Below are 22467 nucleotides of genomic sequence, written 5' to 3'. Positions count from 1 at the left end.
TGGATAGGGAGCCACCCGGCTGTCCATCTACTGACATATCCCTATCGACGCCGTTGTAATGAGTGTGAGAGCGTTATGCCCATGTACAAGCAGGTAGAGCAGGACGCCGCCCGGACCAAGTCCGTCGGGCTCGGATTCGCGGTGTTCTCGGCGATCACGTTCGGTGGATCGGGTCCGTTCGCGAAGGCGCTGATCGGGGCCGGGATCTCGCCCGAGCAGGCGGCCTGGATCCGGATCCTCGGCGCCGCCGCCCTGCTCGTCCCGCTCGTGCTGATCTTCCGCGGCAGCGCCGGCCTGCGTGCGGCCCGCGCATCGTGGCCGCCGCTCGTGCTCTACGGACTCACCGGGATCGCCGGCTGCCAGACGCTGTTCTTCATCGCCGCGAGCCGGCTCCCCGTCGGCGTGGCGATCCTGCTGGAGTTCTCCGGACCGGTCCTCGTGGTCGCCTGGCTCAAGTTCGGGCGCAAGGTCGCCGTGCCGCGGTCGGCCGCGCTGGGGGTGGCGATCGCACTGGTCGGGCTGGCGACAGTGGTCGAGATCTGGTCGGGCCTGCAACTCGATCTGATCGGGCTGCTCGCGGGCCTCGGCGCGGCGGCCTGCCAGGCGACGTACTTCATCCTGATCGACAAGCTCACCGGCGTTGCCGACCCGCTCGTGATGACGGCGGCGGGCAGCGTGGTCGGGGCAGTCGTGCTGACGGCCGTGTCCGCGCCCTGGGCCATTCCGTGGAACGCGCTGACGGACACCATCGCGATCGGTGAGCGGTCCGCGCCGGGCTGGGTGTTCGCCGCCTGGCTGATCGTGATCAGCACCGTGGTCGCCTACCTCGCCGGAGCGGCCGCGGTACAGCGGCTCTCCGCTGCGATCGGTGGAGCGGTCGCGTACGTCGAGGTCGTGGCAGCGAGCCTGTTCGCCTGGATCCTGCTGAACGAGACACTCTCGACGAACCAGGTGATCGGCGGCGTGATCGTGCTGCTCGGCGCCTTCGTGGCCCAGTCCTCGGTCGGCAAGGTGGCGCCGCCGGAGATCCCCGACGCCGATCCCCCGGCGCGCGACCTCGACCTGGACACCGCCGGCATCTGAAGATAGGCGCATGGATCCGATCGCGGTGACGTCGAGTGGACAGCTGAGAGGCCGGACGACCGAAGGGATCACCGCCTTCCTCGGGATCCCCTATGCGGGGGATCCCGTCGGACCGGCCGCGTTCGAGGCACCCGCGGTGGTGAAGCCCTGGGACGGAGTACGGGAGGCGACCACGCTTGGGCCGACCGCGCCGCAACCGCCGTACGAGCCGCCGATGGACGTGCTGCTGACCAACCCGATCGAGCTCGGGCCCGACTTCCTCAACCTCAACGTCTGGACACCGGGAGGGACAGGGCTCCCGGTGCTCGTGTGGTTCCCCGGCGGGGCCTTCCGCAACGGTTCCAACGCGATCCCGGCGTACGACGGGAGCGCGTTCGCCCGGGACGGCGTGGTCACCGTCGGGGTGAACTACCGGCTGGGGGTGCAGGGGTTCGGCGTGATCGCGGACGGACCGAGCAACCGTGGCCTGCTCGACCAGGTGGCCGCGCTTCGGTGGGTGCAGGAGAACATCGCCGCGTTCGGCGGCGACCCGAGTCGCGTGACGATCGCGGGCCAGTCGGCGGGCGGGATGAGCGTCGCGACGCTGATGTCGATCCCGGCCGCGCAAGGGCTCTTCCAGCGCGCGATCGTGCAGAGCGGATCGGCCGAGGCCACCGCGCTGGCTAGTGACGGCGCCCTGGTCACCGCCGAGCTCGCCAAGCGCCTGGATGTCCCGCCAACCGCGGCCGGGCTCGGCTCGGTCGAGATCCCCGAACTGATCGCCGCCCAACGAGCGGTGGCGATAGAGCTGCGGCAGTTCCCGGACCCGCAGCGCTGGGGCGTCACGACGGTCAAAGCCGGCGGCGGCATCATGCCGTTCTTCCCGATCATCGATGGTGAGCTGATCCACGAACGACCGCTCGACGCGATCGCGGCCGGTGCCGCGCGAGGTGTCGAGCTGCTGATGGGGGTCACCAGCGACGAGTTCCGGCTGTTCTCGGTCCCCAGCGGCCAATCGGCGGCCGTCACCGCGGAAGCACTCCCGCTCCTCCTTCGGGGCCAGGGCATCGACCCCGCGATCGCGGACACCTACGCGACCAACCGCCCGGGCGAGTCCCCCGGTGAGGTGCTCAGCGCGATCATCAGCGACGGCTTCTTCGTGCTCCCGACGATCCGCCTGCTCGAGGCGCAGTCGGCCCACGCGGCGACGTACCGGTACGAGTTCTGCTGGCGGTCGCCGCTCGCCGGACTGGGCTCGTGCCACGCGCTGGAGCTGCCGTTCGTGTTCGACACCCTCGGTACGGCGACGTCCCCGCTGTTCCAGCCGGATCCGCCGCAGGAACTGGCCGACCGGATGCACGCCGCCTGGGTGAGCTTCGTGACCACCGGGAGCCCGGGCTGGTCGCAGTACGACGCGACCGCCCGGCCGGTGATGACGTTCGGACATCCGGAGTCCCGGGTGCTGGAGAACCCGCGGGCCGACGAACTCGCCCTCTGGGGTTAGCCGACCAGCGACAGGACGAGCTCGCGCGGGAGGCCGTGGGTCTCGTGCAGGTACTCGAAGTCGTTCTGGTCGAGCGTCTTCTGGAAGCGTTCGTGGCTGAGGATCCGCCGGCCCCGTTCGAGCAGGTTGGTGAACCGGATCTCCTCGTCGATCAGCATCCGCCGCACCAGCGTGACGACCTCACCCTGGTGGAAGTGGTGCAGCGTGTGCTCGAACAGCTCCAGCGGCAGGTCCGACAGCGTCCTCGAGTCGTCGGTCCGCCACAGCAGGGTCAGCACCCGGCGGATCAGCCGGCGCAGCACGTAGCCGCGACCGGTGTTCGACGGGTGGACGCCGTCGCCGATGATGACCATGCTCGAGCGGAGGTGGTCGATCACGATCCGCTCGGACTCCTCGTCCAGCTTCCACAGCTCGGGGATGATCCGCATCCACGGCTCGAACAACTCGGTCTCGTAGACGGACTTCTTGCCCTCGAGCAGCATGCTCAGCCGCTCGAGACCGAGGCCGGTGTCGATGTTGCGCTGCTGTAGGGGTTCCAGCGAACCGTCGTCGTACCGGCGGTAGCGCATCATCACGTGGTTCCACACCTCGACCCAGCGGTCGTCGGTGGTCGGCGTGCCCTCCGGTGAGCCGTCGCCGGTCCACAGGAAGATCTCCGAGTCCGGGCCGCACGGACCGGTCGGGCCGTTGGACCACCAGTTGTCGTCGGTGGTCAGCTCGACCGGCACGCCGAGGGACTGCCAGGTGCGCAGCGACTCCCGGTCCAGCTCGACCTGGTCGTCACCACCGAAGACGGTGACGTACATCCGGCCGGGGTCGATGCCGAACCCGTCGCGGAGCAGCTCGAACCCCCACCGCAGGGTCTGCTCGCTGCCGTAGTCGCCCAGCGACCAGGAGCCGAGCATCTCGAACACTGTCAGGTGGGTCGGATCACCGACCTCGTCCAGATCGGTGGTGCGCAGGCATCGCTGCACCCCGACCAGCCGGCGGCCGAGTGGATGGGGTTCGCCCTCCAGATAGGGCGTCAGCGGATGCATGCCCGAGGTGGTGAAGAGGACGGGGTCGCCTGGTCGTGGGATCAGCGAGGATCCCGTGGTGGGGATGTGACCGCGCTGGACGAAGAAGTCGATGAAGGTCTTGTCGAGGCTCATGGGAGTGGTCCTTTCGGAGGAAGACCGGAAAGGGACCGCTGGCCAGGCTGAACAGCAAAACACCGGCGGACCGTTTCCGGTCGCCGGTGTGGGAGAAGAAGATGTCAGGCAGCGGCAGCCGGAGAGCGGAAAGCTCGTACGGCTGCTGCAAGTCGGGACATCTGATGCATGTCGTCAACAGTACATGATCTGTCACGGCCTTTTCAGACACCCGGTCAGCGGATGTCCAGCAGTTGTCGCAACACCGCACCGGACCGCGACCAGGTCCACTCCTCGCTGACCCAGGCCCGCCCCGCCGCGCCCATCGCCCGAGCCTTGCCGGGATCCGTCAGCAACTCGACCAGCCGTACTGCGGTCGCGACCGGGTTGTAGGGATCGACCAGGTACCCCGTCTCGCCGTGCCGCACGGTGTCGCCGGCCCCGCCGGAATCGCCGACCACCACCGGTTTCCCCGTCGCCGAGGCCTCGAGTGTGACGATGCCGAGCGCCTCCGGCTCCAGGCCGAATCGCCTTGTTCTGCAGGGCATCGCGAACACGTCCGCGGCATCGACGTACGGCGGGATCTCCTCCCACGGCATCGCGCCGGTGAAATGGACCGACCGGGCGACACCGATGTCTGCGGCGAGTCGTTCGAGCCGATCGCGATCCGGTCCGCCGCCCACGATCAGCAGGACCGCCTGGGGGACGGCGGCGAGCACCCGCGGCCAGGCCCGGATCAAGGTGTCCTGCCCCTTGCGGGCGACCAGCCGCGACACGCACGCCACCACTGGCACGCCTTCGAGTCCGAGGCCCTTGCGCACCTGCTCTCCCCCGCACTCCGGGAAGAACCGCGATGTGTCGACTCCCGGCGTGAGCCGCCGCATGCGCTCGGCCGCGGCCGTCGACAGGGCCGGGGCGATCTGCTCCGCGCACCACGAGGACACCGTCGTCATCGTGTCCGCCGCCTCGCCGATCCGCCGCAGCGCCTGGCGTGCTCCCGGAGTTCCGGCCCACCACGTCTCGTGCCCGTGCGTCAGCGCGACGATCCGCCTTGCTCCCGCCTTGCGCAGCGCGGGTCCCATCAGCCCGAGCGGAGCGGCCGCACCGAAGACAACCCGGTCAGCGCCGTACCGCCTCATCACCTGTACGGCGTACCGGGTGACCCGGGGCGTCGGCAGGAGCATCGTCGTACGGTCGCGTTCGACCGGGAAGGACAACCCCGCGTCGTACTGCGCGTCGCCGGGCATCCGGGCGGTCAGCACCACCAGATCGGGGAGCTCGTCGCACAGGGAGCGCACGAACGTCTCGATGCCGCCCTGGCGGGGTGGGAAGTCGTTCGTGACGACCAGGACGGTCATCGGTGGACCAGTGGCGGGATCGTCTGGCCGTGGGCCTCGGCCCAGGCCCGGCCCATCGCGATCCGCTCGGGTGTCGTCGGATGGGTCGCGAACAACCAGTACCGCCAGCGGCTCGGCGTCAGGCCGGAGAGATTCGTCACCGCCAGCTGATGCTGCATCGCGACGAAGGTCGTCGGATCGTTCGTCAGCCGCAGCGAGTGGTAGTCCGCGCGGGCCTCGATCTTGCGGCTGACCAGGTTCTGCACCGGTGATGCCAGGAACGTCCCGGCCACGATCAGCGCGAGCAGCAACGCGGTCCGGCGCGGATCGGCCAACCGGGCGCCGAGCAACAACTTCAGCAGGACGACGGCGAAGGCGGCGCCCAGTGCTCCGATCAGCGTGCCGTGCAGGACGTCGTTCTCAGCGGCATGGCCGAGCTCGTGCGCGACCACCAGCCGGACCTGGCCGGGTGGCGCGGTCTTCAGCAACGTGTCGTAGACGACCAGCCGGCGGGTCGAGCCGAATCCGGAGACGTAGGCGTTCAGCGTGGTCGTCCGCTTCGACGCGTCCGCGACGAGAACGTCCTTGACCGGCACCCCGTCCTCGCGGGCGAGCTGCATGAACTCGTCGCGCTGCGGACCGGGCGCCATAGAGGTGAAGTCGTTGAATCGCGGCTCGACCAGCACTGGATACGCGAACGAGACGCCAAGCACCAGCACCGCCGCGGCGATCGCCGCCGGCACCCACCACCACGTCCGCCACTTCTTGGCCAAGGCGATCAACCCGACGGCCACGGCGATCAGCGCGACCGACGTCAGCACCCAGCTCACCAGCCGGTCCCGGAACCACAGGTCCCACGCCTCGGTCGAGAGACCGTACTTCCGGGTGACCCGCTCGGCCATGATGTCCGTCGGCAAGGTGATCACGCTGGTCAGCAGGCCGATCTCGGCCACCAGCACCGGGACCGCGAGGTACCAGCGGCGCAGCTTGATCGCGTCGTACAGGCGCCGGCCGAGCGGGCTGAAGCCGATCACCAGCGGGACCAGCAGCGACAACACCCAGGAGGTCGTTGACCATGGCAACAACTCGCGCCGGAACTGCTCCTGCCGGGCGATCTCGGCCGCGGTGAAGTCCAGCGCCGGGTCCGGTTTCGGCAGGTCGATCAGGTGCCACGGCGTCGTGGTGACGATGACGACGACCAGAGCGGCGGCGAGCACGAGAGCGGCACCCCGGGGCGCCCACTTCTCGGCCCGCTCAGACACCGGCGAGCCTCTTGAGGTACTTCTGCCAGTCGGCGGTGAACTCCGCCTCGGTGGTGCCGAGCACGGTCCGGAAGGCGTCGGCCAGGCCGGTCGGACTCTTCGACGCGTGCACGGCCCGGTAGAACTTCACCAACTTGCTCTGCCCTTCCCGCTCGCTGATCAGCCGGCAGGCCAGCCAGCCCGACTCGTAGGCCTGGGGCAGGTCCGCCGACGACGCGGCGAACGCCTCCGGCGGGGGCAGCGTCTTCGGCACCTTGCCTGCGCGGACCGCCTTGAACAGCTCCTTCGCCGCCGATTCGTCCTGCACGGACACGGCGGTGAAGGCGACGTAGTCGGCGAAACCCTCGGCCAGCCACAACGGTACCGGCGAGGCGGTAGCGGTCGATGCGACGTGGGTGGTCTCGTGCGTCAGGACGATCCGGCGGCCCTGCTTGCCGAGTTCCTCGAATAGCTTCGGGTTGGCCACGATCCGCACCGGCGCCCCGACCTGCGGGCTGTCCAGCTCGGCCATCGTGACCGCGGCGATCTGGGTGTAGGTGTTCGGCTGGGCGCCGAGCACGTACTCCATCTCGGACTGCTTGGCAGGCAGGTAGACGACCGCCTTCTGCTTCCAGTTCTTGCCCCACACCCTGCTGACAGAGTCGACCGCGCGATCGGCCACCACGGCGTAGTCGTCCGCGTCCTTCTGCGAGTCGAGGCTGATCACCAGGCTGTCGTCGCCCTTGGCCACGTCGATGCTGCCCAGCGCCCAGATCGGCCGCCGCTGCCCCACCACGAACCGCTCCGAGAAGGACGCCGCGTACGTCATACCGTCGCGGGTGACAAACGTCACGGGCAGGGTCTCCCGGGCCGGCTTGGTGTCGTAGCCGGTGAGCTGCCAGGACACCTCGACCTGGGCGAGCCAGGACTCCGTGCCACCCAGCTGGGCCTGCCGGTCCGGCGCCAGCGCGCCTGTGTCGTCGCTCACGTAGCGCAGCTGAAACGTGGCCAACGGCAACTTGCCGAGGTTCGTGTAGATGATGCGCGCCTGCTCGTCGAACGCCTTCGCCTCCGGGTCGACGGTGCTGAGGAAGCTGCCGCGGCTCTCGTTCAGGACCGCGTCCGCCATCTTCTGCAGCACCGACTGGCCGGCCGCGGCCCGGCGTACTCCCTCGGCGGCCTCGTCCGGGGTCGAGGACGTCTGCGGCTGCGCGGTGTTGCCCGGGGCACCCGGCTCGGCGGGCGCGTCGGCGAGCTTCTGCAGACCGACGTACCCGGTGACGGCGACCACGCTGATCGCGACGCCCAGGGCCACCCGGCGGAGCAACGTGCCGTGAGCAAGCGTCCAGGTGCCGAGCGCCTCGAACGTCGGCGGCCGCTTGGGCGCGTCCGCCGCGGCGTGCTGGGCGGGGATCTGGATCGTGGTCTGCTCGGACGGCGAGGCCTGCTCCGGGAAACCATCCACCGGGGAATGAGACCGCGCGCCGCTCTGCTCGTCGATCACCTCGGCCCCTCGCTGCTCACCTGCCCCAGTCAGGGGAGTCACGTCAGGTGCCTCCTCAGACAAGTCAAACACAAGTTGGCGGGGGAAACGACTCGGCTCCGGGGAAAGGATCCCCGGAGCCGTCGAGCATGTCTGAACGGGCGTGCTTCAGCCCGGGCGGACCGCGGTGTTGTACGGCATCAGGTCGATCGGGTCGGTCTTGACCGGCTTGCCCGGGCGGCTCGCGTGCACGATCCGGCCGTTGCCGATGTACATCCCGACGTGGCTGATCGGCGAGTAGTAGAAGACCAGGTCGCCGGGCATCAGATCACCCTTGCTGACCCGGCGGCCCTCGCTGGCCTGCGCCTTGGAGGAGTGCGACAGCGAGACGCCCGCCTTGCCCCAGGCGTACATCATCAGGCCGGAGCAGTCGAACGAGTCGGGTCCGTCGGCGCCCCAGACGTAGCTGTCACCCAGCTGTGCCATCGCGGCCTGGACCGCGGTGCCCGCGCGGCCGTTGGCCGGCACCGGCAGGTTGTCGTCCATCCGGTCGCCGTCGCGGCTCGGGCGCTCGGCCCGGGCCTCCTGCGCTTCCTTCTCGTTCTCGGCCTCGATCTTGGCCCGCTCGGCGTCACTCAGCTTGTCGAGGACCTTCTCGGCGGCGTTGAGGTTCGTCTGGATCTGCTTCTTCAGCGCGTCCTGCTGGGCCTGCACGGACTGCAGTGCGGCGAGTTCGGTCTGCTCGCTGGCCTGCAGGTCGGTGAGCTTGCCCTGCGCCGACTGGAAGCGGCGGAGCGCCGAGTTCTGCTGGCCGGCGAAGGCCTGCGCGGTGGAGGCCTGGCTGAGGAACTGGTCGGGGTTCGTCGACAGCAGCAACTGCGCCGTCGTCGTCATCCCGGAGGTCTGGTAGCCGGCCACCGCGAGGGAGCCGATCTGCCGCTTCACCACGTCCACCTGGGACTGCTGCTTGGCTATGCCGGCCTTCAGCGCGTTCACCCGGGCGTTGGAGGCCTGGATCTTGCCGCGCAGGTCGTTGGCCGCTTCACCGGCGGTCTCGGCCTTGTGCTGCAGGTCCTGGACCTGGGCCCTCGCCTGAGCCAGCGTCGGCTTGGGGTCCGCGTCCGCGGATGCCTGGATGAAAATCACCCCCGTCGCAACGGCGGTGGTGGTGATGGCGGCGAGGGCAATCCCTTTGAAGCGGTTCGTGCGGCCGATGGACACAGCCCGGTCGGTCCCTTCCTCTGCTCGACGCCGTCCCCGTCAACTCGCCCGGCGATGCCCGGAGTACCAGGTACTCCTGCACGCCCGGCGGGTCACACCTCGGCTTGAATCGGTGCTGCCCGGGCCGGTCTGGTCAACCGGCGCTCCGTGGCAACGAGAGGTAACAGTAGTAACCGATTCGTGACCGGTGCAATCCGCCCCTCTGGTTTGATCCAAACTTAACGTCGGGAAAGGCCTTGCAGGACTCGGGATCAGACCGCGTCGGCCGCGGGTCCGTGGTCACCAGCTGTGTTCGGCTCGACACTGCTGACGGCGTGCACCAGCCGCAGCGGCGGCACCAGACCGGACTGGGCCAGTACGTCGAGCGCGGCCAGCTCCTCGTCGTCGACCCGCAGCGAACTCTGCTCGGGCGGCATCCCGAGCACCACGCTGACCACGCAGTCCGGGCAGCCCGGCCCTCTCATCACACACGCGTCGCAGTCGATCAGCACAACGTCCTCCAAAGTGGGGAAGCACCCGGACTTGCATCCGGCTGAGAAGGACGCTAAAGACTCCCACCGACAGTTTCCGCCGACCATGTGTCACCGACCCCGTACGGCGAGCCGCCGCGCCGCGGACCGCAGTACCGTTCAGGCGCGGGCGATGCGGGCGATCAGGCTGGCCGCGGACAGGGCCCGGCCACCCATCGCGATGATGCTCTCGGCAACTTCGCGGTCGGTGGAGACGACCACCACCGGACGCCCCGGCGGCTCCGCGCGGACAAGTTGCCGGATCACCTCATCGGCGATCACGCCGGCCGGGCTGAACCGGACCCGGACACCGCGCGGCGGGTTCAGCTGGACCGGACCGGACAGCTCGGCCCCGTCGAACACCACTGTCACCTCGATCCGCCGCTGCGCCACCAACGCGCCGAGTGCGGTGACGAGCCGCTGCCGCTGGGAGTGCAGCGGGGAGTTCGGCCAGGCGGTCTTTGTGACGTTGTAGCCGTCGATGATCAGGTGCACCTGCGGCAGCGCGAGCAGCTCGTCGAACAAGGCCGGATCGTCGTCCGGCGCGGACCGCCCGATCGGCGCGGCGGACGGCTCCACTCCGGCGACGGTATCGGCTGGGCGCAGCTCTCCCCCGGGCGGCAGCGCCAGTTCGCGACGGAGTCCTCCCGCTGCCTCGACCAACGTATCCAGCAGCAGCCTTGTCCTCGTGGACGCCAGCTCGCGCTCCTGCCCCGCAGTACGGCGTGCCGCGTGCTCGACCGCTTCCAGCTCGGTGATGCGGGCGCGGAGCTTGCGCAGCTCGCGTTCGACCTCGGCGCGGGCGGCGTCGACGCGTTCGTCGGCGGTCTCCGCCTCGACGGTGCGCTTCTCGAGATCGGTCTGCAGGCCGGCGATCCGCTGGCGGGCCTCGTTCAGCTTGCGCCGGAGGGTGACGTTCTCGGCCTTGAGTTCGGAGACCTGCTCGCGCAGGCGTTCGCGCACCTGGCGGGTCTCCGTGCGGGCCTGATCAAGCTGATCCGTCAGGCGTCCGAGGGCCTCGTCGTCCACCCGCGGCTTCTCGGGCGGCAACTGGGCGGCGTCGGCGACCCGCTGCTCCCACTCCTCGGGCCGGAGCAGGTAGGCCAGCGCGGCCACCTCGATCGGTTCCGCGGCCGGCACCGGCACTCCCTCGGCCACGGCGTCACCGAGCTCGGGGTGCTCCCGGCGTACCTCGAAGGCGACCAGGCGGCGGAAGTGCTCGTCGGTGTCCAGGATCGGGCCGAGCACCGACGCCGAGAGCTTCGCACGCTTGCCGGGCGCGAAGCTGGCGAACCGCCGCAGCGGGGCTGGGATGTCGGTCGCGGGCAGCTGCCCCAGAGCCTGGGCGGCCAGGTTCAGAACTCTTTGCCGCACGGGTTCGGGCAAGGTGGTAGCAGCAGAGCCGGCGGCGGTGCCTGCCTCAGTCACCGGTCCGCAGTCCGGCCGGAACGGTGGTCTGGCTCAGCCAGTGACGCAGACCACAGCGACCGGGCGCGGGGCCCGGATTCGCGGTGATCGCTTGTGTACGCATACACAGAGACTAGTCGGTAGCGCCCCGTTAGCCATGTTGTTTCAGCGTGGGCGAGACGCCGGCGGCCGCGTGTCAGCCACGAATTGTCGGTGCGGGCTTCTAGCGTCGTGGGCATGAGCAGTTCATTGCCGGATCCCGCCGCTGCCCCGGCGTCCGGACCGGTGACGCCGATCCGCGGCGTGCAGCCGAGTTTCGACGACCTCGGTACGCCGCTGCGCGATGTCACCTTCTGCGTGGTCGACCTCGAGACCACCGGCGGCGCGCCCGGCGATTCCGGCATCACCGAGATCGGCGCGGTCAAGGTGCGCGGCGGCGAACTGCTCGGCGAGTTCCAGACCCTGGTCAATCCGGCCGAGCCGATCCCGCCGTTCATCGCCGTGCTGACCGGGATCACCGACCGGATGGTTGCCTCGTCACCCCGGATCGACTCGGTGCTGCCGGCCTTCCTCGAGTTCGCCCGCGGCTGCGTGCTGGTGGCGCACAACGCCCCCTTCGACGTGGGATTCCTCAAGCACGACAGCCAGGTGCACGGCTACGACTGGCCCGACTTCGCCGTCGTCGACACCGCGCTGCTGGCCCGCCGGGTGCTGACCCCGGACGAGACGCCGAACTGCAAGCTCGGCACGCTGGCGAAGTTGTTCCGCACCACGACGACGCCGAACCACCGCGCGTTGTCCGACGCGCGCGCCACGGTCGACGTACTGCACGGGCTTTTCGAGCGGGTCGGATCGCTCGGGGTGCAGACGCTCGAGGACCTGCAGACGTACTCCTCTCGGGTCGCACCACAGGTGCGGGCGAAGCGGCATCTGGCCGAGTCGTTGCCTCACGCACCTGGCGTCTATCTGTTCACCGACGACCGCGGCGAAGTGCTCTACGTCGGCAAGTCGAAGGACCTGCGCAACCGGGTCCGGTCGTACTTCACCGCCTCCGAGACCCGCACTCGGATCGGCGAGATGATCGGCATCGCGTCCGGCGTCCGCGGCATCGAGTGCGGCACGTCGCTGGAGGCCGAGGTACGGGAACTGCGGCTGATCGCCGAGCACAAACCGCGGTACAACCGGCGCTCCAAGTTCCCCGAACGCCAGCACTGGTTGAAGGTCACGGTCGAGCCCTTTCCACGGCTCTCGCTGGTGAAACAGGTCCGCGACGACGACGCGGGATACCTCGGGCCCTTCACCTCGCGCAAGACGGCGGAGCGGGCGATGGCCGCGCTGCACGAGGCGTTCCCGATTCGGCAGTGCACGGACCGGATGTCGCGTACGCCGCGGATGTCGCCCTGCGTGCTCGCCGAGATGGGCAAGTGCGTCGCGCCCTGCGACGGGCGGATTGCCCCGGAGACCTACGGCGAATTCGTCACCGCGCTGCGATCGGCGCTGACGGTGGATCCGGCGCCGGTCGTCAAGGCACTGGACCGGCGGATCGACCTGTTGTCCGCGGACGAGCGGTTCGAGGACGCGGCGGTACATCGTGATCGGCTGAGCGCCTTCGTCCGGAGCAGCGCGAAGATGCAGCGGATGGCCTCGGTCACCGGGTGCGCGGAGATCTGTGCCGCCCGGCGGACCGAGGACGGCGGCTGGGAGTTGCACGTGATCCGGCGCGGTCGGCTCGCCGCGGCCGGGATCAGCCCACGCGGGACGGATCCCCGCAAGTACCTGGAGATGCTGCGCGCCTCCGCCGAGACCGTTCTGCCCGGAATCGGACCGGTCGCGTCCGCGTCGCCGGAGGAGATCGAGTTGGTCCTCCGCTGGCTCGACTCCCCCGGCATCCGGCTGGTCGAGATGGAGGGCACCTGGACCTGCCCGGTGAGCGGGGCGGGCCGCCACATCAGCCGCCTGGACAACGCGCACGCCTCCGAGGACCACCGAGCCCCGAGCGAACGCCGCCGCCGGCTCCGGCCGCTCGGAGCCACCCGCGCCAGCTGACTCGTCAGGCACGGCCCGGCACTATGCTTCAGCGGGTAGGCGCTGATATTCGAGGAGAGGACGACATGGTCACCGCGATCGTGTTCATCAAGGCCGACGTCGCACGCATCCCGGAGGTCGCCGAACAGGTGGCGGCGATCGACGGCGTCAGCGAGGTGTACTCCGTGACCGGCGCGCTCGACCTGATCGCGATGGTCCGGGTGGCCCACCACGACGACCTCGCCCGGGTGATTCCCGACCACGTGAACCGCGTGCCGGGAGTGGTCAGCACCGAGACCCACATCGCCTTCCGCGCCTACTCCACGCACGACCTAGAGGCGGCCTTCAGCCTCGGTCAGGACGAGGGTGTCTGAAGGCCGGAATTCGAAGGCCTGACTGACACGCGCTGAAGTTACGGTGAACGCATGAGCAACCCTCCGGTCGGCTGGTATCCGGATCCCACCGGACAGCCGAACACCCTGCGGTGGTGGAACGGGACCCAGTGGACCAACAAGACCGAGAAGGAAGACGTCACTCCGGACGCGGCTGAGGCGGAAACCGAGGCTGCCGCGATCAGTGCCGCGGAGAAGGCGAAGTCGACCTGGATGGAGCCGGCCACGATCCCGTCGGCCGCGAACCACTGGACCCAGCAACCTGCACCGGACGAGCCGGACACCGCTCCGGAGCCGGTCATTGAGCCCGTCACTGAACCTGTTCAGACTGGCTGGACCCTCAAGCTCGCTGACGCTGGTGCTGCTGGATCGGATGCAGGGGCTCAGGGTAAGGACGGGCAAGAGAACTCCTGGACAGAGCCGATCAGCGCTGCCCAGCAGGCGGAAGGCTGGGGACCTACGAGCTGGACGCAGCAGCCCAGCCAGCCTGTGAGCCAGGAGCCGACGCAGGCAACCAACAGCCAGACGCCAGCCAACACCTGGGGCCTACCCGACGAGCAGCAGACGACCGCCGCTACTACCTGGGGTATCCCGGACGAGCAGCAGACGGCCGCCGCCAATACCTGGGGTCTGCCCGACGAGCAGGCGAATGCCGCGAACACCCAGGCTGTCCCCGACGAGGAGCAGACGGCAGTCAACACCTGGGGCTTGCCTGACGAGCAGGCGGTTCCGGACCACGGCGACCTGCAAACTCCACCGCCGCCGTGGCGGCCGACTCCCAACCAATGGGAGGTTTCGGGCGACCAGCAGACCGCGCCCAACCAATGGGAGGTCTCGGCCGACCAGCAGCAGACCGCCGGCAACCAGTGGCAAGCCTCCGGCGAGCAGGCGGCGCCTAACCAGTGGGAGGCGTCGGCGGGACAGCAGACAGCTCCGACTCAGTGGGAGGCGGCTGTTGCGCAGCAGCAGCACGGCGGGAACCAGTGGCAGGGCTCCGGAGACGGGCAGGCTGCTGCCGATCCGTGGCAGGTCAACCAGGCTGGTGCGGGACCGTGGCAGGCCGGCGGTGGTGGTCAGACTGCGACCGAGCCTTGGCAGGGCGGTCAGCAGGGCGGGGGTCAGCAGCAGGGCGTTGGTCAGGAGCAGGGTGCTGGGCAGTGGCAGTCCGGTGGGGCCGGTCAGTGGCCGGTGGAGCAGGGCGGCGGGCCTGGAAGGATCAAGCCGGACAACGGTGGCAAGGAAGGCAAGGGCGGCGGGAGCAAGCTGCCGCTGATCGTCGCGGCGGTGGTGGCGTTCGTACTGATCGTCGCGGCGGGTGTGTTCTTCCTCTCGCAACGCGACGACAAGACGGCCGGCCCGGACCCGACACCTCCGCCCACCTCCGCACCGCCGTCGCCGACCAACGCTCCGACGACGCCCGGCAACCAGACCACCGGCGCGCCCGGCCAGTCGAAGAACCCCAAGCTGCACGAGGCTCCGCGCGTCGCCTCCGAGGCGATCTCCTTCCCGCGCCAGGGTCAGCCGTGGTCCGAACGCAAGCGGCTGATCGCGCAACTGATCAACTCCAGCGGGCAGTACGTCCGGTTGCAGGAGAACTTCGACGGCGAGAACGACTGGTACGCGGACATGTTCGTCGGCGCGCTCGGTACCGGCACGCCGTTCAACGGCAACCCGCAGGCGACCGCGTCGGACCTGATGCTGCAGGCCCGCAGTTCGATGTACGGCGACATCCCGGTCACGTTCAAGCCGCGGGCGAACGGCCCGGTGAAGCGTTCGGGCAAGGCGGGCTGGTTCTACCAGCAGACCGTGACGGTGAACTCGACGAAAGTGACATCACGGGTACTGACGTTGACCGTTGCGGTCTTCGACCTGGGCGACGGCATCGCGGTCGCCTACATCAGTGACATCCCCGTGAACCGGCCGGATCTGAGGACGGCCGAGGCCCAGGTCTACAAGGGAATCAACGTTGGCTGAGAACGAGAACCCCCACCCGCCCCGCCCCCCGGCCCGGCACAGCGCCCCCCCGCGCCAACCGCAGCCCCAACCCCAGTCCACCCAAACACCATCCGCTGAAGACCCCCTGTCGAGTCGCCCAGCGGAAGCGCGGTCAGACCAGCCTTCGGGCCCCCTGTCGGGTGGCCAGGGCCCGTTGTCTTCCGGGGATCCCCTGTTCGGCGATTTCCGCGCGCCGGCACCACCGCCTCCTCCCCCGCCGCGGGCACAGCACTCCGCCCGGCCAGTCGTCGACGCACAGCCTGCGAGCGAGCAGCCGGGAAGGCAGCCGGCCGGCCAGTCGTGGTTCGAGCAAGAGCAGCAACCACCGCAGCCAGCCGAAGCAGGGTGGTGGCCGCAGCCCGAACCCCGTGCCCCGGCGGCCCAACAGCCCAGGAGGCAGCCACCAGCGGAGCCACGTCCCCAAGCACAACAACCACAAGCCCCCCAGCGGCCGGCTCCCCAGGGACCAACTGCTCAGAGACCAGTTGCTCAGGGGCCGGCTACTCACGGGCCAACTGCTCAGGGGCCAGGTCCTCACGTATCCGCTGCTCCTGGCGCTGCTGGCGGACCTCCGCAGGGACCCCGGCCGCAGACGCCCGGGACTCAACCGCAAGGTCCAGGTGCGCCGGGTCCATGGCAGCAGGCCCCGCAGCACGCTGGCCAGCAGCCGTATGGCCGACCCCAGGTGGGTGGTCCTCAGGGGCCGCGGCCGCACGGGGAGCCGCAGGCGAGTGGCCCCCACGGCTCGCAGCCGTATGGGCAGCATCAGGCCGGCCCGTCTCAGGGACAGCAGCCATACGGCCGATCCCAGGCGGGCGGACCCCACGCGCCGCAGTCGTACGGGCAAGGCCAGCCTGGACAGCAGCCGTATGGGCAAACGCCGGGCGCGCAGTCTCAGCCCGGGCAGCAGTGGGCCGGGCAGCCGGGACCATACGGGCAGCCTGGGCAGCCGTTTGGAGCCGGGCCGCAGGGTGGGGCGCAGCAGCAAGGGCTGCCGGAGTACGCGCGACCTCAGCACGGCGGACCCCAGCAAAGCGCACCGCGGCACGGGGCACCTCAGCACGGTGGACCCGGGCATGGTGGACCCGCGCACGGTGGGGCGGAGTACGGGGCGTATGGGCAGGCTCCGCACGGTGGGGGGCAGCCGTATGGGGTTACTGATGCTGGGCCGTATGAGGAGGCGGAGCACGCGGTTCGTGGGGGTGGCGGGGATCAGGGGCAGCGGGCTCGGTTGATCGGAGTGGTCGGGCTGGTGGCGGCTGCTCTGCTGACTACCGGGTTGAGCGCGAACTGGATCTGGGACAAGGCAAACGCGGTGACGCCGATCGCCCTGCCGTCGGCCAACCCCGAGCCGTTGACGACGATCAGCCCGTCTATGAAGCCGACGCCGACCCCGCCGCCGATGGGCAAGGTGGTCGGCTCCAACTTGGTTGCCTCCAACAACGACATGATGCCGTTGATGGGTTCGGCCTGGTCGGACAACGGCGAGAACTCGGGCCTGTACGGCGGTGCGGCGATCTGGTTGACCGTGCACAGGAACTACGACGGCAAGACCGCGAGCTGGGGCAACTACGTCGCGTTCGGCGGCCTGGCCAAGAACATCCCGTACGCGAACACCCCGGCCGGCCGGAAGGAGGCGACGATCCAGGCCGCGTCCCGGGCGATCATCCGGCTGTACGACGAGAACGTGAAGTTCATCGGCAAGGCGGTGCACAAGCCGATCACGGTCGACGGCCACCCGGGCCACGAGCTCAGCATCAAGGTCGTGGTGAGCCAGCCGAAGCTGAAGGAGACGTTCTCCACCGTCATGGTCGCGGTGATCGACCGCGGCGACGGTACTGCGGACGTGGCGGTCGGCGACATCGCCGGCTCGACTCCGCAATGGATCCCGATCTGGCGCGCCAAGGTCTCCGAGATCAAGATCGGCCAGTGAGCTAGCCGACAAAAACCCGCCCCGAACCGGGGCGGGTTTTGCACGTTCGGCAGAACCAGACGTCGAGGGGCAAGCGGACACTCGCTCACTGGCCGTGGACGGCCAGTGAGCTAGGCGCGGACCTCGACGCAGGCTGCGACCCAGCGGTCCAGCACGTCCTTGGCGGCGCCGGAGTCGATGGCCTCGGCCGCACGATCCATCCCGGCCCGGATCCGCGCGACCAGCGGCCCGGTGCTCGCGTCATGCGCGGCCAGCGCAGCGCCCGCGTTCAGCAGCACGACATCCCGCACCGCCCCGGACTCCCCGTCCAGCAGCGTCCGGACGACTTTCGCGTTGTACGTCGCGTCCGCACCGCGCAGCGAATCCGCCGGAACCGGGGTGATCCCCAGCTCCCGCGGATCCAGCGTCTCGGGACCCTCGACGAGGCCGCGCCCCACCGTCCACACCTGCGACGTGGTCATCGTGGTCAGCTCGTCCAGCCCGTCGTCGCCGTGGAACACCAGCGCGTCGATCCCCCGCCGCGCCAGTACTCCGGCCATCAGCCCGGCGATCCGCCCATCCCCCACACCAACCGCCTGCGCGGAAGGATTGCCCGGATTCGCCAACGGCCCGAGGAAGTTGAAGGTGGTCGGCACGCCCAGCTCGCGGCGCGGTACGGCGGCATGCCGCAGCGCAGGGTGGAACGCGGGGGCGAAGCAGAAGGTGATCCCGGCCAGCTCCCCCACCGCGGCGACCTGGTCCGCGCGCAGGTCGAGCGGAATGCCCAGCTCCTCGAGCACGTCGGCCGCACCACAGGCAGAGGAGGCCGCGCGGTTGCCGTGCTTGAGCACCTTCGCACCGGCGCCCGCGGCAACGATCGCCGACATCGTGGAGATGTTGACGGTGTGCGCTTGGTCACCTCCGGTACCGACGACGTCCAGGGTGCGGCCGGGAACCTCGATCCGGGTGGCGAAGTCGCGCATGGTGGCGACCAGCCCCTCGACCTCGGTCACCGTCTCGCCCTTGGAACGCAGCGCGATCACGAACCCGGCCAGCTGCGCCGGAGACGCCGCTCCGGACAGGATCTGCTCCATCGCCCACGCGGTCGCCGACGCGTCCAGGTCCTCGTGGCGCAGCAACGGGTTGAGTACCTGTGACCAGGTCAGCTCGCGCGCCGGGTCACCCGACAAGCCGGTCACGGGATCAGGTGGTCGCGGGCAGCGAGGCGACCCGCTGCCGGAGGAGTCCGGCGGTGGCCTCGGCCAGCCGGATCGGGTCGATCGGGTGCGAGACGGCTGCCTCGGCCCGGGACCAGGTGGCCAGCCACGCGTCCTGCGGACGACCGGTGATCACCAGCACCGGAGGGCACTGGAAGATCTCGTCCTTCAACTGCCGGGCGATCCCGAGTCCACCGGCGGGCACGGCCTCGCCGTCCAGGATGGCCAGGTCGACGTCACCCTTGTCCATGGTCTTGATCACGGCCGGCTCGGTGGCGCACTCGACGTACTCGAGTTCGGGCAGATCGGCGGCGGGCCGCTTCCCCAGCGACAGCCGGACGGACTCCCGCGTGGTGCGGTCGTCGCTGTAGACCAGCACCTTCAGAGGACGCTCTGAACTCATCGATTCATCCCAAGCTGTATGTCTGTGACGAGTGGACATCGCGAATGCTACCGGGGAGCCCGCCCGGCTCTGCGCGCCTGTTCCTCCAACCGGTCCAGCCGGCGGTCCTCGCGCCGGGCCTCGCGCTGCGACTGCTTCACCCACTGGACGAACAGGACGGCGAAGAAGACCAGGCCGACGATGTCACCGGATCCCCAGAGCAAGCCACCGGCGATGTACTGGTCGTGCAGGGGCGAGGGCGGCCAGGACCGGCCGAAGCTGGTGTACCAGTCCTCCGCGATCAGCTTGTTCGCGGACATGATCGTGATGCCGAGGAACGCGTGGAACGGCAGCGTCAGGAAGACCAGCATCAGCCGGAACGGGTAGATCACCCGGCCCGGGACCGGGTCCAGCCCGAGCAGCGGCCAGAAGAACAACGCGCCGACGGCGATGAAGTGGACGTGAAGAAGATCATGCAGCGGCGCCGAGCGCAGCGTCGCGTCGTACCAGCCGCTGAAGTAGAGCGCCCAGGGGCTCAGCACGAACAGCGTGAAGCCGATCATCGGGAAGCAGATGACCTTGGCGAACCGCGAATGCAACACGGAGAGCAACCAGTGCCGCGGCCGACCCGGGAGGGTGCGCAGGGCAAGGGTCACCGGCGCGCCGAGGGCCATTGCCAACGGGGTCATCATCGACAGGATCATGTGCTGGGCCATGTGCACGCTCAGAAGCACGGTGTCATAGGTTCCCAGAGCCGACTGGGTGGCGATCACCGCGCTGCCGAGACCCAGTCCGACGAAGGAGAAAGTCCTGCCGCGGGACCACTTGTCACCCCGCGCGCGGAGCTTGTGCACGCCGTACAGATAGACGGCTCCGACGACCACGATCACAGTCAGTAACACCGGCTCGAAGGTCCACGCGGTCAGCAGACGCGACGGCGTGAAGGGCTCGATCTGGTCGCCGGGTCCGGCGTGAAGGGGAAGCACGCTTCCACAGTAGAAAGCATTGGTCGCCGACATGCATGGGGGTGGGCGTGCTGTCTGATCCCGGGACCGACATAATGACCGCGTGGCCACTGCAACCGCGCTCCCAGCGTCTCGTGAACACGGACACCACGACCGTCCCAGCATGGTCAGTGTCGGCACGATCGTCTGGCTCTCGAGCGAACTGATGTTCTTCGCCGCCCTCTTCGCGGCCTACTTCACGATCCGGTCGGTGACGACCGCCGCGGCGGCACCTGGGGCGGATTCGCTCTGGGCGACCTCCACGGAGATGCTGAACGTGCCGTTCGCCTCGGTGAACACGTTCATCCTGGTCGCGTCGTCGTTCACCTGCCAGGCCGGCGTCTTCGCCGCGGAGCACGGCAAGGTCGGACGGTCCGGCTCGCTGGCGAACGTCCGCGCCTGGGGCATGCGCGAGTGGTTCATCCTGACCTACCTGATGGGCGCGGTGTTCATCGCCGGCCAGGTGACGGAGTACGCCGCCCTGGTCCACGAGGGCATGACGATCTCGTCGTCGCCGTACGGATCGGTCTTCTTCCTGACCACCGGGTTCCACGGTCTGCACGTGACCGGCGGTCTCATCGCTTTCGTGTTCGTCCTCGCCAGGACGTTCATGGCTCGCAAGTTCACCCACGAACAGGCCGTCTCCGCGATCGTCGTGTCCTACTACTGGCACTTCGTCGATGTGGTCTGGATCGCCCTGTTCGCGACCATCTACCTGCTCCAATGAGTGAGAAGAGACTTTCCTTGTCACCGGCGCGTTTCCTTTCCGCGCGACGACGGCATCGGTCAGCCGGCCTCGTCGTGCTTCTTTTCGGCCTCCTGGCGGTGGGCTCCGCGTACGCCGCGTTCGCCCCTGACAACGCGGTGGCGGACACCTCGGCCCAGTCCCAGCAGATCGAAGAGGGCAAGAAGCTCTTCGCGGTCGGCTGTGCCAGCTGCCACGGCCTGAACGCCGAAGGCGGCGGCAACGGCGAAGGCAAGATGGCCGGACCCTCGCTGATCGGCGTCGGCGCGGCCGCGGTCGACTTCCAGGTCGGCACCGGCCGGATGCCCGCGATGCAGCCCGGCGCGCAGATCCCGCGCAAGACCCCGTCGTACACGCCGGCGGAGATCGAGGCGCTGGCCGCGTACGTCGCGTCGCTGGCCCCCGGCCCGGCCGTCCCGGCCGAGGAGTCGTACGACATCAGCAAGGCCACCGACAAGCAGGTCACCCGCGGTGGCGAGCTGTTCCGGACGAACTGCACGGCGTGCCACAACTTCGCCGGCAAGGGCGGTGCGCTGCCGAACGGCCGCTACGCCCCGTCCCTGATGGGTGTCGACCCCAAGCACATCTACGAGGCGATGCTCACCGGTCCGCAGCAGATGCCGGTCTTCTCCGACCAGGTGCTGCAGCCTGAGGACAAGCGCGACATCATCGCGTACCTGAACGCGTTGCAGGAGCAGAAGGACCCCGGTGGCTTCGGCCTCGGCCGGCTCGGCCCGGTCTCCGAGGGTCTGTGGGGCTGGCTGGTCGGTATCGGCCTGCTGGTGTGCGTAGCGGTCTGGATCGGCGCCAAGGGCGTCAAGGCCAAGGGAGTGAGGGCCGAATGAGCGACGAGAAGGCGAACCTTCCCGCCGTGACGGCGGAAGAGGACCACGGTCAGGTCCAGGTGGCTGAGCCGATCCCGGACCCGGGCATCGAGCCGCACGAGAACCGGATCACCGACATCGACCCGAAGGCGGCCGACCGGGTCGAGCGCCAGGTGGCCACCATGTTCAGCCTCGCGGGCCTGCTCGCGGTGCTCGCCTGCGTCGGGTACTTCGCGATCCCCCGCGACAGCGAGGTCACCGTCGGGCCGCTCACCGGCAACGCGAACAACCTCACCCTGGGCCTGTGCCTCGGGTTCGGGCTGTTCTTGATCGGTGCCGGCGCGATCCAGTGGGCGAAGAAGCTGATGGTCGACGTCGAGATCTCCGAGGACCGGCACCCGGCGTACTCCTCGCCGGAGCAGAAGACCGAGATCACGGAGGCCTTCCAGGTCGGGGTCGAGGAGTCGGGCTTCACCCGCCGCAAGCTGATCCGCCGCTCGCTGATCGGCGCGATGGCGCTGCTCGGCCTGCCGGCCATCGTCCTGCTGCGCGACCTCGGCCCGGCGCCCGGCCGCAAGCTCTTCGGCACCATCTGGGCCGAGGGCATCCGGGTCGTCAACGACGTCACGCTGCGCCCGATCAAGCCCTCCGACCTGGTCGTCGGCCAGCTGGTCAACGGGGCGCCGGCGAACCTGGCCGCGATGCAGGAGGACAGCCCGGTCGAGTACCAGAACGCCAAGGCCAAGGCCGCGGTGATCATGGTCCGGATCCCACCGGCCGAGATCCAGGTGCCTCCCGGCCGGGAGAACTGGGGCATCGACGGGATCCTGTGCTACTCGAAGATCTGCACCCATGTCGGTTGCCCGATCTCGCTGTACGAGCAGACCACGCACCACGTCCTCTGCCCGTGCCACCAGTCGACCTTCGACCTGGCCGACGGCGCCAAGGTCATTTTCGGGCCGGCTGCCCGTCCGCTGCCCCAGCTACCCTTGGCAGTGGATGCGGAAGGCTACATCGTCGCGCAGAGCGGCTTCCATGAGCCGGTCGGCCCGAGCTTCTTCGAACGAGGGTGACACC

19 protein-coding genes are annotated in these 22467 nt (G+C 69.3%); 9 read left to right on the top strand and 10 right to left on the bottom strand.

Annotated elements, in window-relative coordinates; all coding sequences use genetic code 11:
• Window positions 1-81: 81 nt before the first annotated feature.
• Entirely contained in the window at window positions 82-1083 is a 1002-nt protein-coding gene (locus EV648_RS24250) for a DMT family transporter (protein WP_132296059.1), read from the top strand.
• Window positions 1084-1093: 10 nt separating this feature from the next.
• Complete coding sequence (locus tag EV648_RS24245; RefSeq protein WP_132296056.1) at window positions 1094-2566, top strand: carboxylesterase/lipase family protein; 1473 nt, start codon at window positions 1094-1096, stop codon at window positions 2564-2566.
• On the opposite strand, the gene EV648_RS24240 is transcribed toward EV648_RS24245, so the two are convergent.
• The 7 genes from EV648_RS24240 to EV648_RS24210 form a co-directional block, all read right to left on the bottom strand.
• Window positions 2563-3717, bottom strand: coding sequence for an alanine--tRNA ligase-related protein (locus EV648_RS24240; RefSeq protein WP_132296053.1), 1155 nt, complete (start codon window positions 3715-3717; stop codon window positions 2563-2565). The two genes, EV648_RS24245 and EV648_RS24240, sit on opposite strands and share 4 nt — an antisense overlap.
• 215 nt (window positions 3718-3932) lie before the next feature.
• Complete coding sequence (locus EV648_RS24235; RefSeq protein ID WP_132296050.1) at window positions 3933-5054, bottom strand: glycosyltransferase family 4 protein; 1122 nt, start codon at window positions 5052-5054, stop codon at window positions 3933-3935.
• The gene (locus EV648_RS24230) at window positions 5051-6295 is read right to left on the bottom strand and encodes a M48 family metalloprotease (protein WP_132296047.1); all 1245 of its coding nucleotides are present in this window, start codon (window positions 6293-6295) and stop codon (window positions 5051-5053) included. The genes EV648_RS24235 and EV648_RS24230 overlap by 4 nt, the downstream gene beginning before the upstream one ends.
• A complete protein-coding gene (locus EV648_RS24225; protein WP_132296044.1) occupies window positions 6288-7820 on the bottom strand; it encodes a hypothetical protein in 1533 nt (510 codons plus the stop codon). The genes EV648_RS24230 and EV648_RS24225 overlap by 8 nt, the downstream gene beginning before the upstream one ends.
• Window positions 7821-7925: 105 nt before the next feature.
• Window positions 7926-8978 (bottom strand): NlpC/P60 family protein, encoded by a 1053-nt coding sequence (locus tag EV648_RS24220; protein WP_132296041.1) that lies wholly within the window; start codon window positions 8976-8978, stop codon window positions 7926-7928.
• A 251-nt stretch (window positions 8979-9229) separates the two neighbouring features.
• Window positions 9230-9469 carry a hypothetical protein gene (locus EV648_RS24215; RefSeq protein WP_132296038.1) on the bottom strand — a complete coding sequence of 80 codons (240 nt, stop codon included), beginning with the start codon at window positions 9467-9469 and terminating at the stop codon, window positions 9230-9232.
• A gap of 138 nt (window positions 9470-9607) precedes the next feature.
• On the bottom strand, window positions 9608-10915 hold the full coding sequence (locus EV648_RS24210; RefSeq protein ID WP_132296035.1) for an NYN domain-containing protein: 1308 nt from the start codon (window positions 10913-10915) through the stop codon (window positions 9608-9610).
• Window positions 10916-11131: 216 nt separating this feature from the next.
• Here EV648_RS24210 and EV648_RS24205 point away from each other — a divergent pair, with 216 nt between their 5' ends.
• The 4 genes from EV648_RS24205 (at window position 11132) to EV648_RS24190 (ending at window position 17239) form a co-directional block, all read left to right on the top strand.
• Window positions 11132-12940 (top strand): DEDD exonuclease domain-containing protein, encoded by a 1809-nt coding sequence (locus EV648_RS24205; RefSeq protein WP_132296031.1) that lies wholly within the window; start codon window positions 11132-11134, stop codon window positions 12938-12940.
• A gap of 65 nt (window positions 12941-13005) precedes the next feature.
• A complete protein-coding gene (locus tag EV648_RS24200; RefSeq protein WP_132187909.1) occupies window positions 13006-13293 on the top strand; it encodes an Lrp/AsnC family transcriptional regulator in 288 nt (95 codons plus the stop codon).
• A gap of 51 nt (window positions 13294-13344) precedes the next feature.
• Entirely contained in the window at window positions 13345-15285 is a 1941-nt protein-coding gene (locus EV648_RS43350; RefSeq protein WP_199234786.1) for a DUF2510 domain-containing protein, read from the top strand.
• A 1261-nt stretch (window positions 15286-16546) separates the two neighbouring features.
• The gene (locus EV648_RS24190) at window positions 16547-17239 is read left to right on the top strand and encodes a hypothetical protein (RefSeq protein WP_132296711.1); all 693 of its coding nucleotides are present in this window, start codon (window positions 16547-16549) and stop codon (window positions 17237-17239) included.
• Between the two features lie 110 nt (window positions 17240-17349).
• Here EV648_RS24190 and trpD read toward each other — a convergent pair whose 3' ends face one another.
• From trpD to EV648_RS24175, 3 genes are read right to left on the bottom strand one after another with little or no spacing between them, the layout of a single operon-like run.
• Window positions 17350-18408, bottom strand: coding sequence for an anthranilate phosphoribosyltransferase (gene trpD, locus EV648_RS24185; protein ID WP_199234807.1), 1059 nt, complete (start codon window positions 18406-18408; stop codon window positions 17350-17352).
• Window positions 18409-18421: 13 nt separating this feature from the next.
• Window positions 18422-18838 carry a response regulator transcription factor gene (locus tag EV648_RS24180; protein ID WP_132296025.1) on the bottom strand — a complete coding sequence of 139 codons (417 nt, stop codon included), beginning with the start codon at window positions 18836-18838 and terminating at the stop codon, window positions 18422-18424.
• Window positions 18839-18885: 47 nt separating this feature from the next.
• A complete protein-coding gene (locus tag EV648_RS24175; protein ID WP_132296021.1) occupies window positions 18886-19803 on the bottom strand; it encodes a cytochrome c oxidase assembly protein in 918 nt (305 codons plus the stop codon).
• A gap of 82 nt (window positions 19804-19885) precedes the next feature.
• On the opposite strand from EV648_RS24175, the gene EV648_RS24170 reads away from it, so the two are divergent.
• Genes EV648_RS24170 through EV648_RS24160 form a run of 3 tightly spaced genes read left to right on the top strand, consistent with a single transcriptional unit; the run spans window position 19886 to window position 22463 of the window.
• Window positions 19886-20548 (top strand): heme-copper oxidase subunit III, encoded by a 663-nt coding sequence (locus EV648_RS24170; protein WP_132296018.1) that lies wholly within the window; start codon window positions 19886-19888, stop codon window positions 20546-20548.
• Window positions 20545-21411, top strand: a complete 867-nt coding sequence (locus EV648_RS24165) for a c-type cytochrome (RefSeq protein WP_132296015.1) — start codon at window positions 20545-20547, stop codon at window positions 21409-21411. Before EV648_RS24170 ends, EV648_RS24165 begins: the two co-directional genes overlap by 4 nt.
• The gene (locus EV648_RS24160) at window positions 21408-22463 is read left to right on the top strand and encodes a ubiquinol-cytochrome c reductase iron-sulfur subunit (RefSeq protein ID WP_132296012.1); all 1056 of its coding nucleotides are present in this window, start codon (window positions 21408-21410) and stop codon (window positions 22461-22463) included. Before EV648_RS24165 ends, EV648_RS24160 begins: the two co-directional genes overlap by 4 nt.
• Window positions 22464-22467 lie beyond the last annotated feature (4 nt).

The sequence above is a fragment of the Kribbella sp. VKM Ac-2568 genome, assembly GCF_004345365.1.
Lineage (GTDB): Bacteria > Actinomycetota > Actinomycetes > Propionibacteriales > Kribbellaceae > Kribbella > Kribbella orskensis.
This window is presented reverse-complemented; position numbering and strand designations above follow the sequence as displayed.

What these genes read in the sequence shown, in the direction of transcription:
- EV648_RS24250 (WP_132296059.1), top strand. Translation starts at nt 82, where the DNA reads ATGTACAAGCAGGTAGAGCAGGACGCCGCCCGGACCAAGTCCGTCGGG.
- EV648_RS24245 (WP_132296056.1), top strand. Translation starts at nt 1,094, where the DNA reads ATGGATCCGATCGCGGTGACGTCGAGTGGACAGCTGAGAGGCCGGACG.
- EV648_RS24240 (WP_132296053.1), bottom strand. Translation starts at nt 3,717, where the DNA reads ATGAGCCTCGACAAGACCTTCATCGACTTCTTCGTCCAGCGCGGTCAC.
- EV648_RS24235 (WP_132296050.1), bottom strand. Translation starts at nt 5,054, where the DNA reads ATGACCGTCCTGGTCGTCACGAACGACTTCCCACCCCGCCAGGGCGGC.
- EV648_RS24205 (WP_132296031.1), top strand. Translation starts at nt 11,132, where the DNA reads ATGAGCAGTTCATTGCCGGATCCCGCCGCTGCCCCGGCGTCCGGACCG.
- EV648_RS24200 (WP_132187909.1), top strand. Translation starts at nt 13,006, where the DNA reads ATGGTCACCGCGATCGTGTTCATCAAGGCCGACGTCGCACGCATCCCG.
- EV648_RS43350 (WP_199234786.1), top strand. Translation starts at nt 13,345, where the DNA reads ATGAGCAACCCTCCGGTCGGCTGGTATCCGGATCCCACCGGACAGCCG.
- EV648_RS24180 (WP_132296025.1), bottom strand. Translation starts at nt 18,838, where the DNA reads ATGAGTTCAGAGCGTCCTCTGAAGGTGCTGGTCTACAGCGACGACCGC.
- EV648_RS24165 (WP_132296015.1), top strand. Translation starts at nt 20,545, where the DNA reads ATGAGTGAGAAGAGACTTTCCTTGTCACCGGCGCGTTTCCTTTCCGCG.
- EV648_RS24160 (WP_132296012.1), top strand. Translation starts at nt 21,408, where the DNA reads ATGAGCGACGAGAAGGCGAACCTTCCCGCCGTGACGGCGGAAGAGGAC.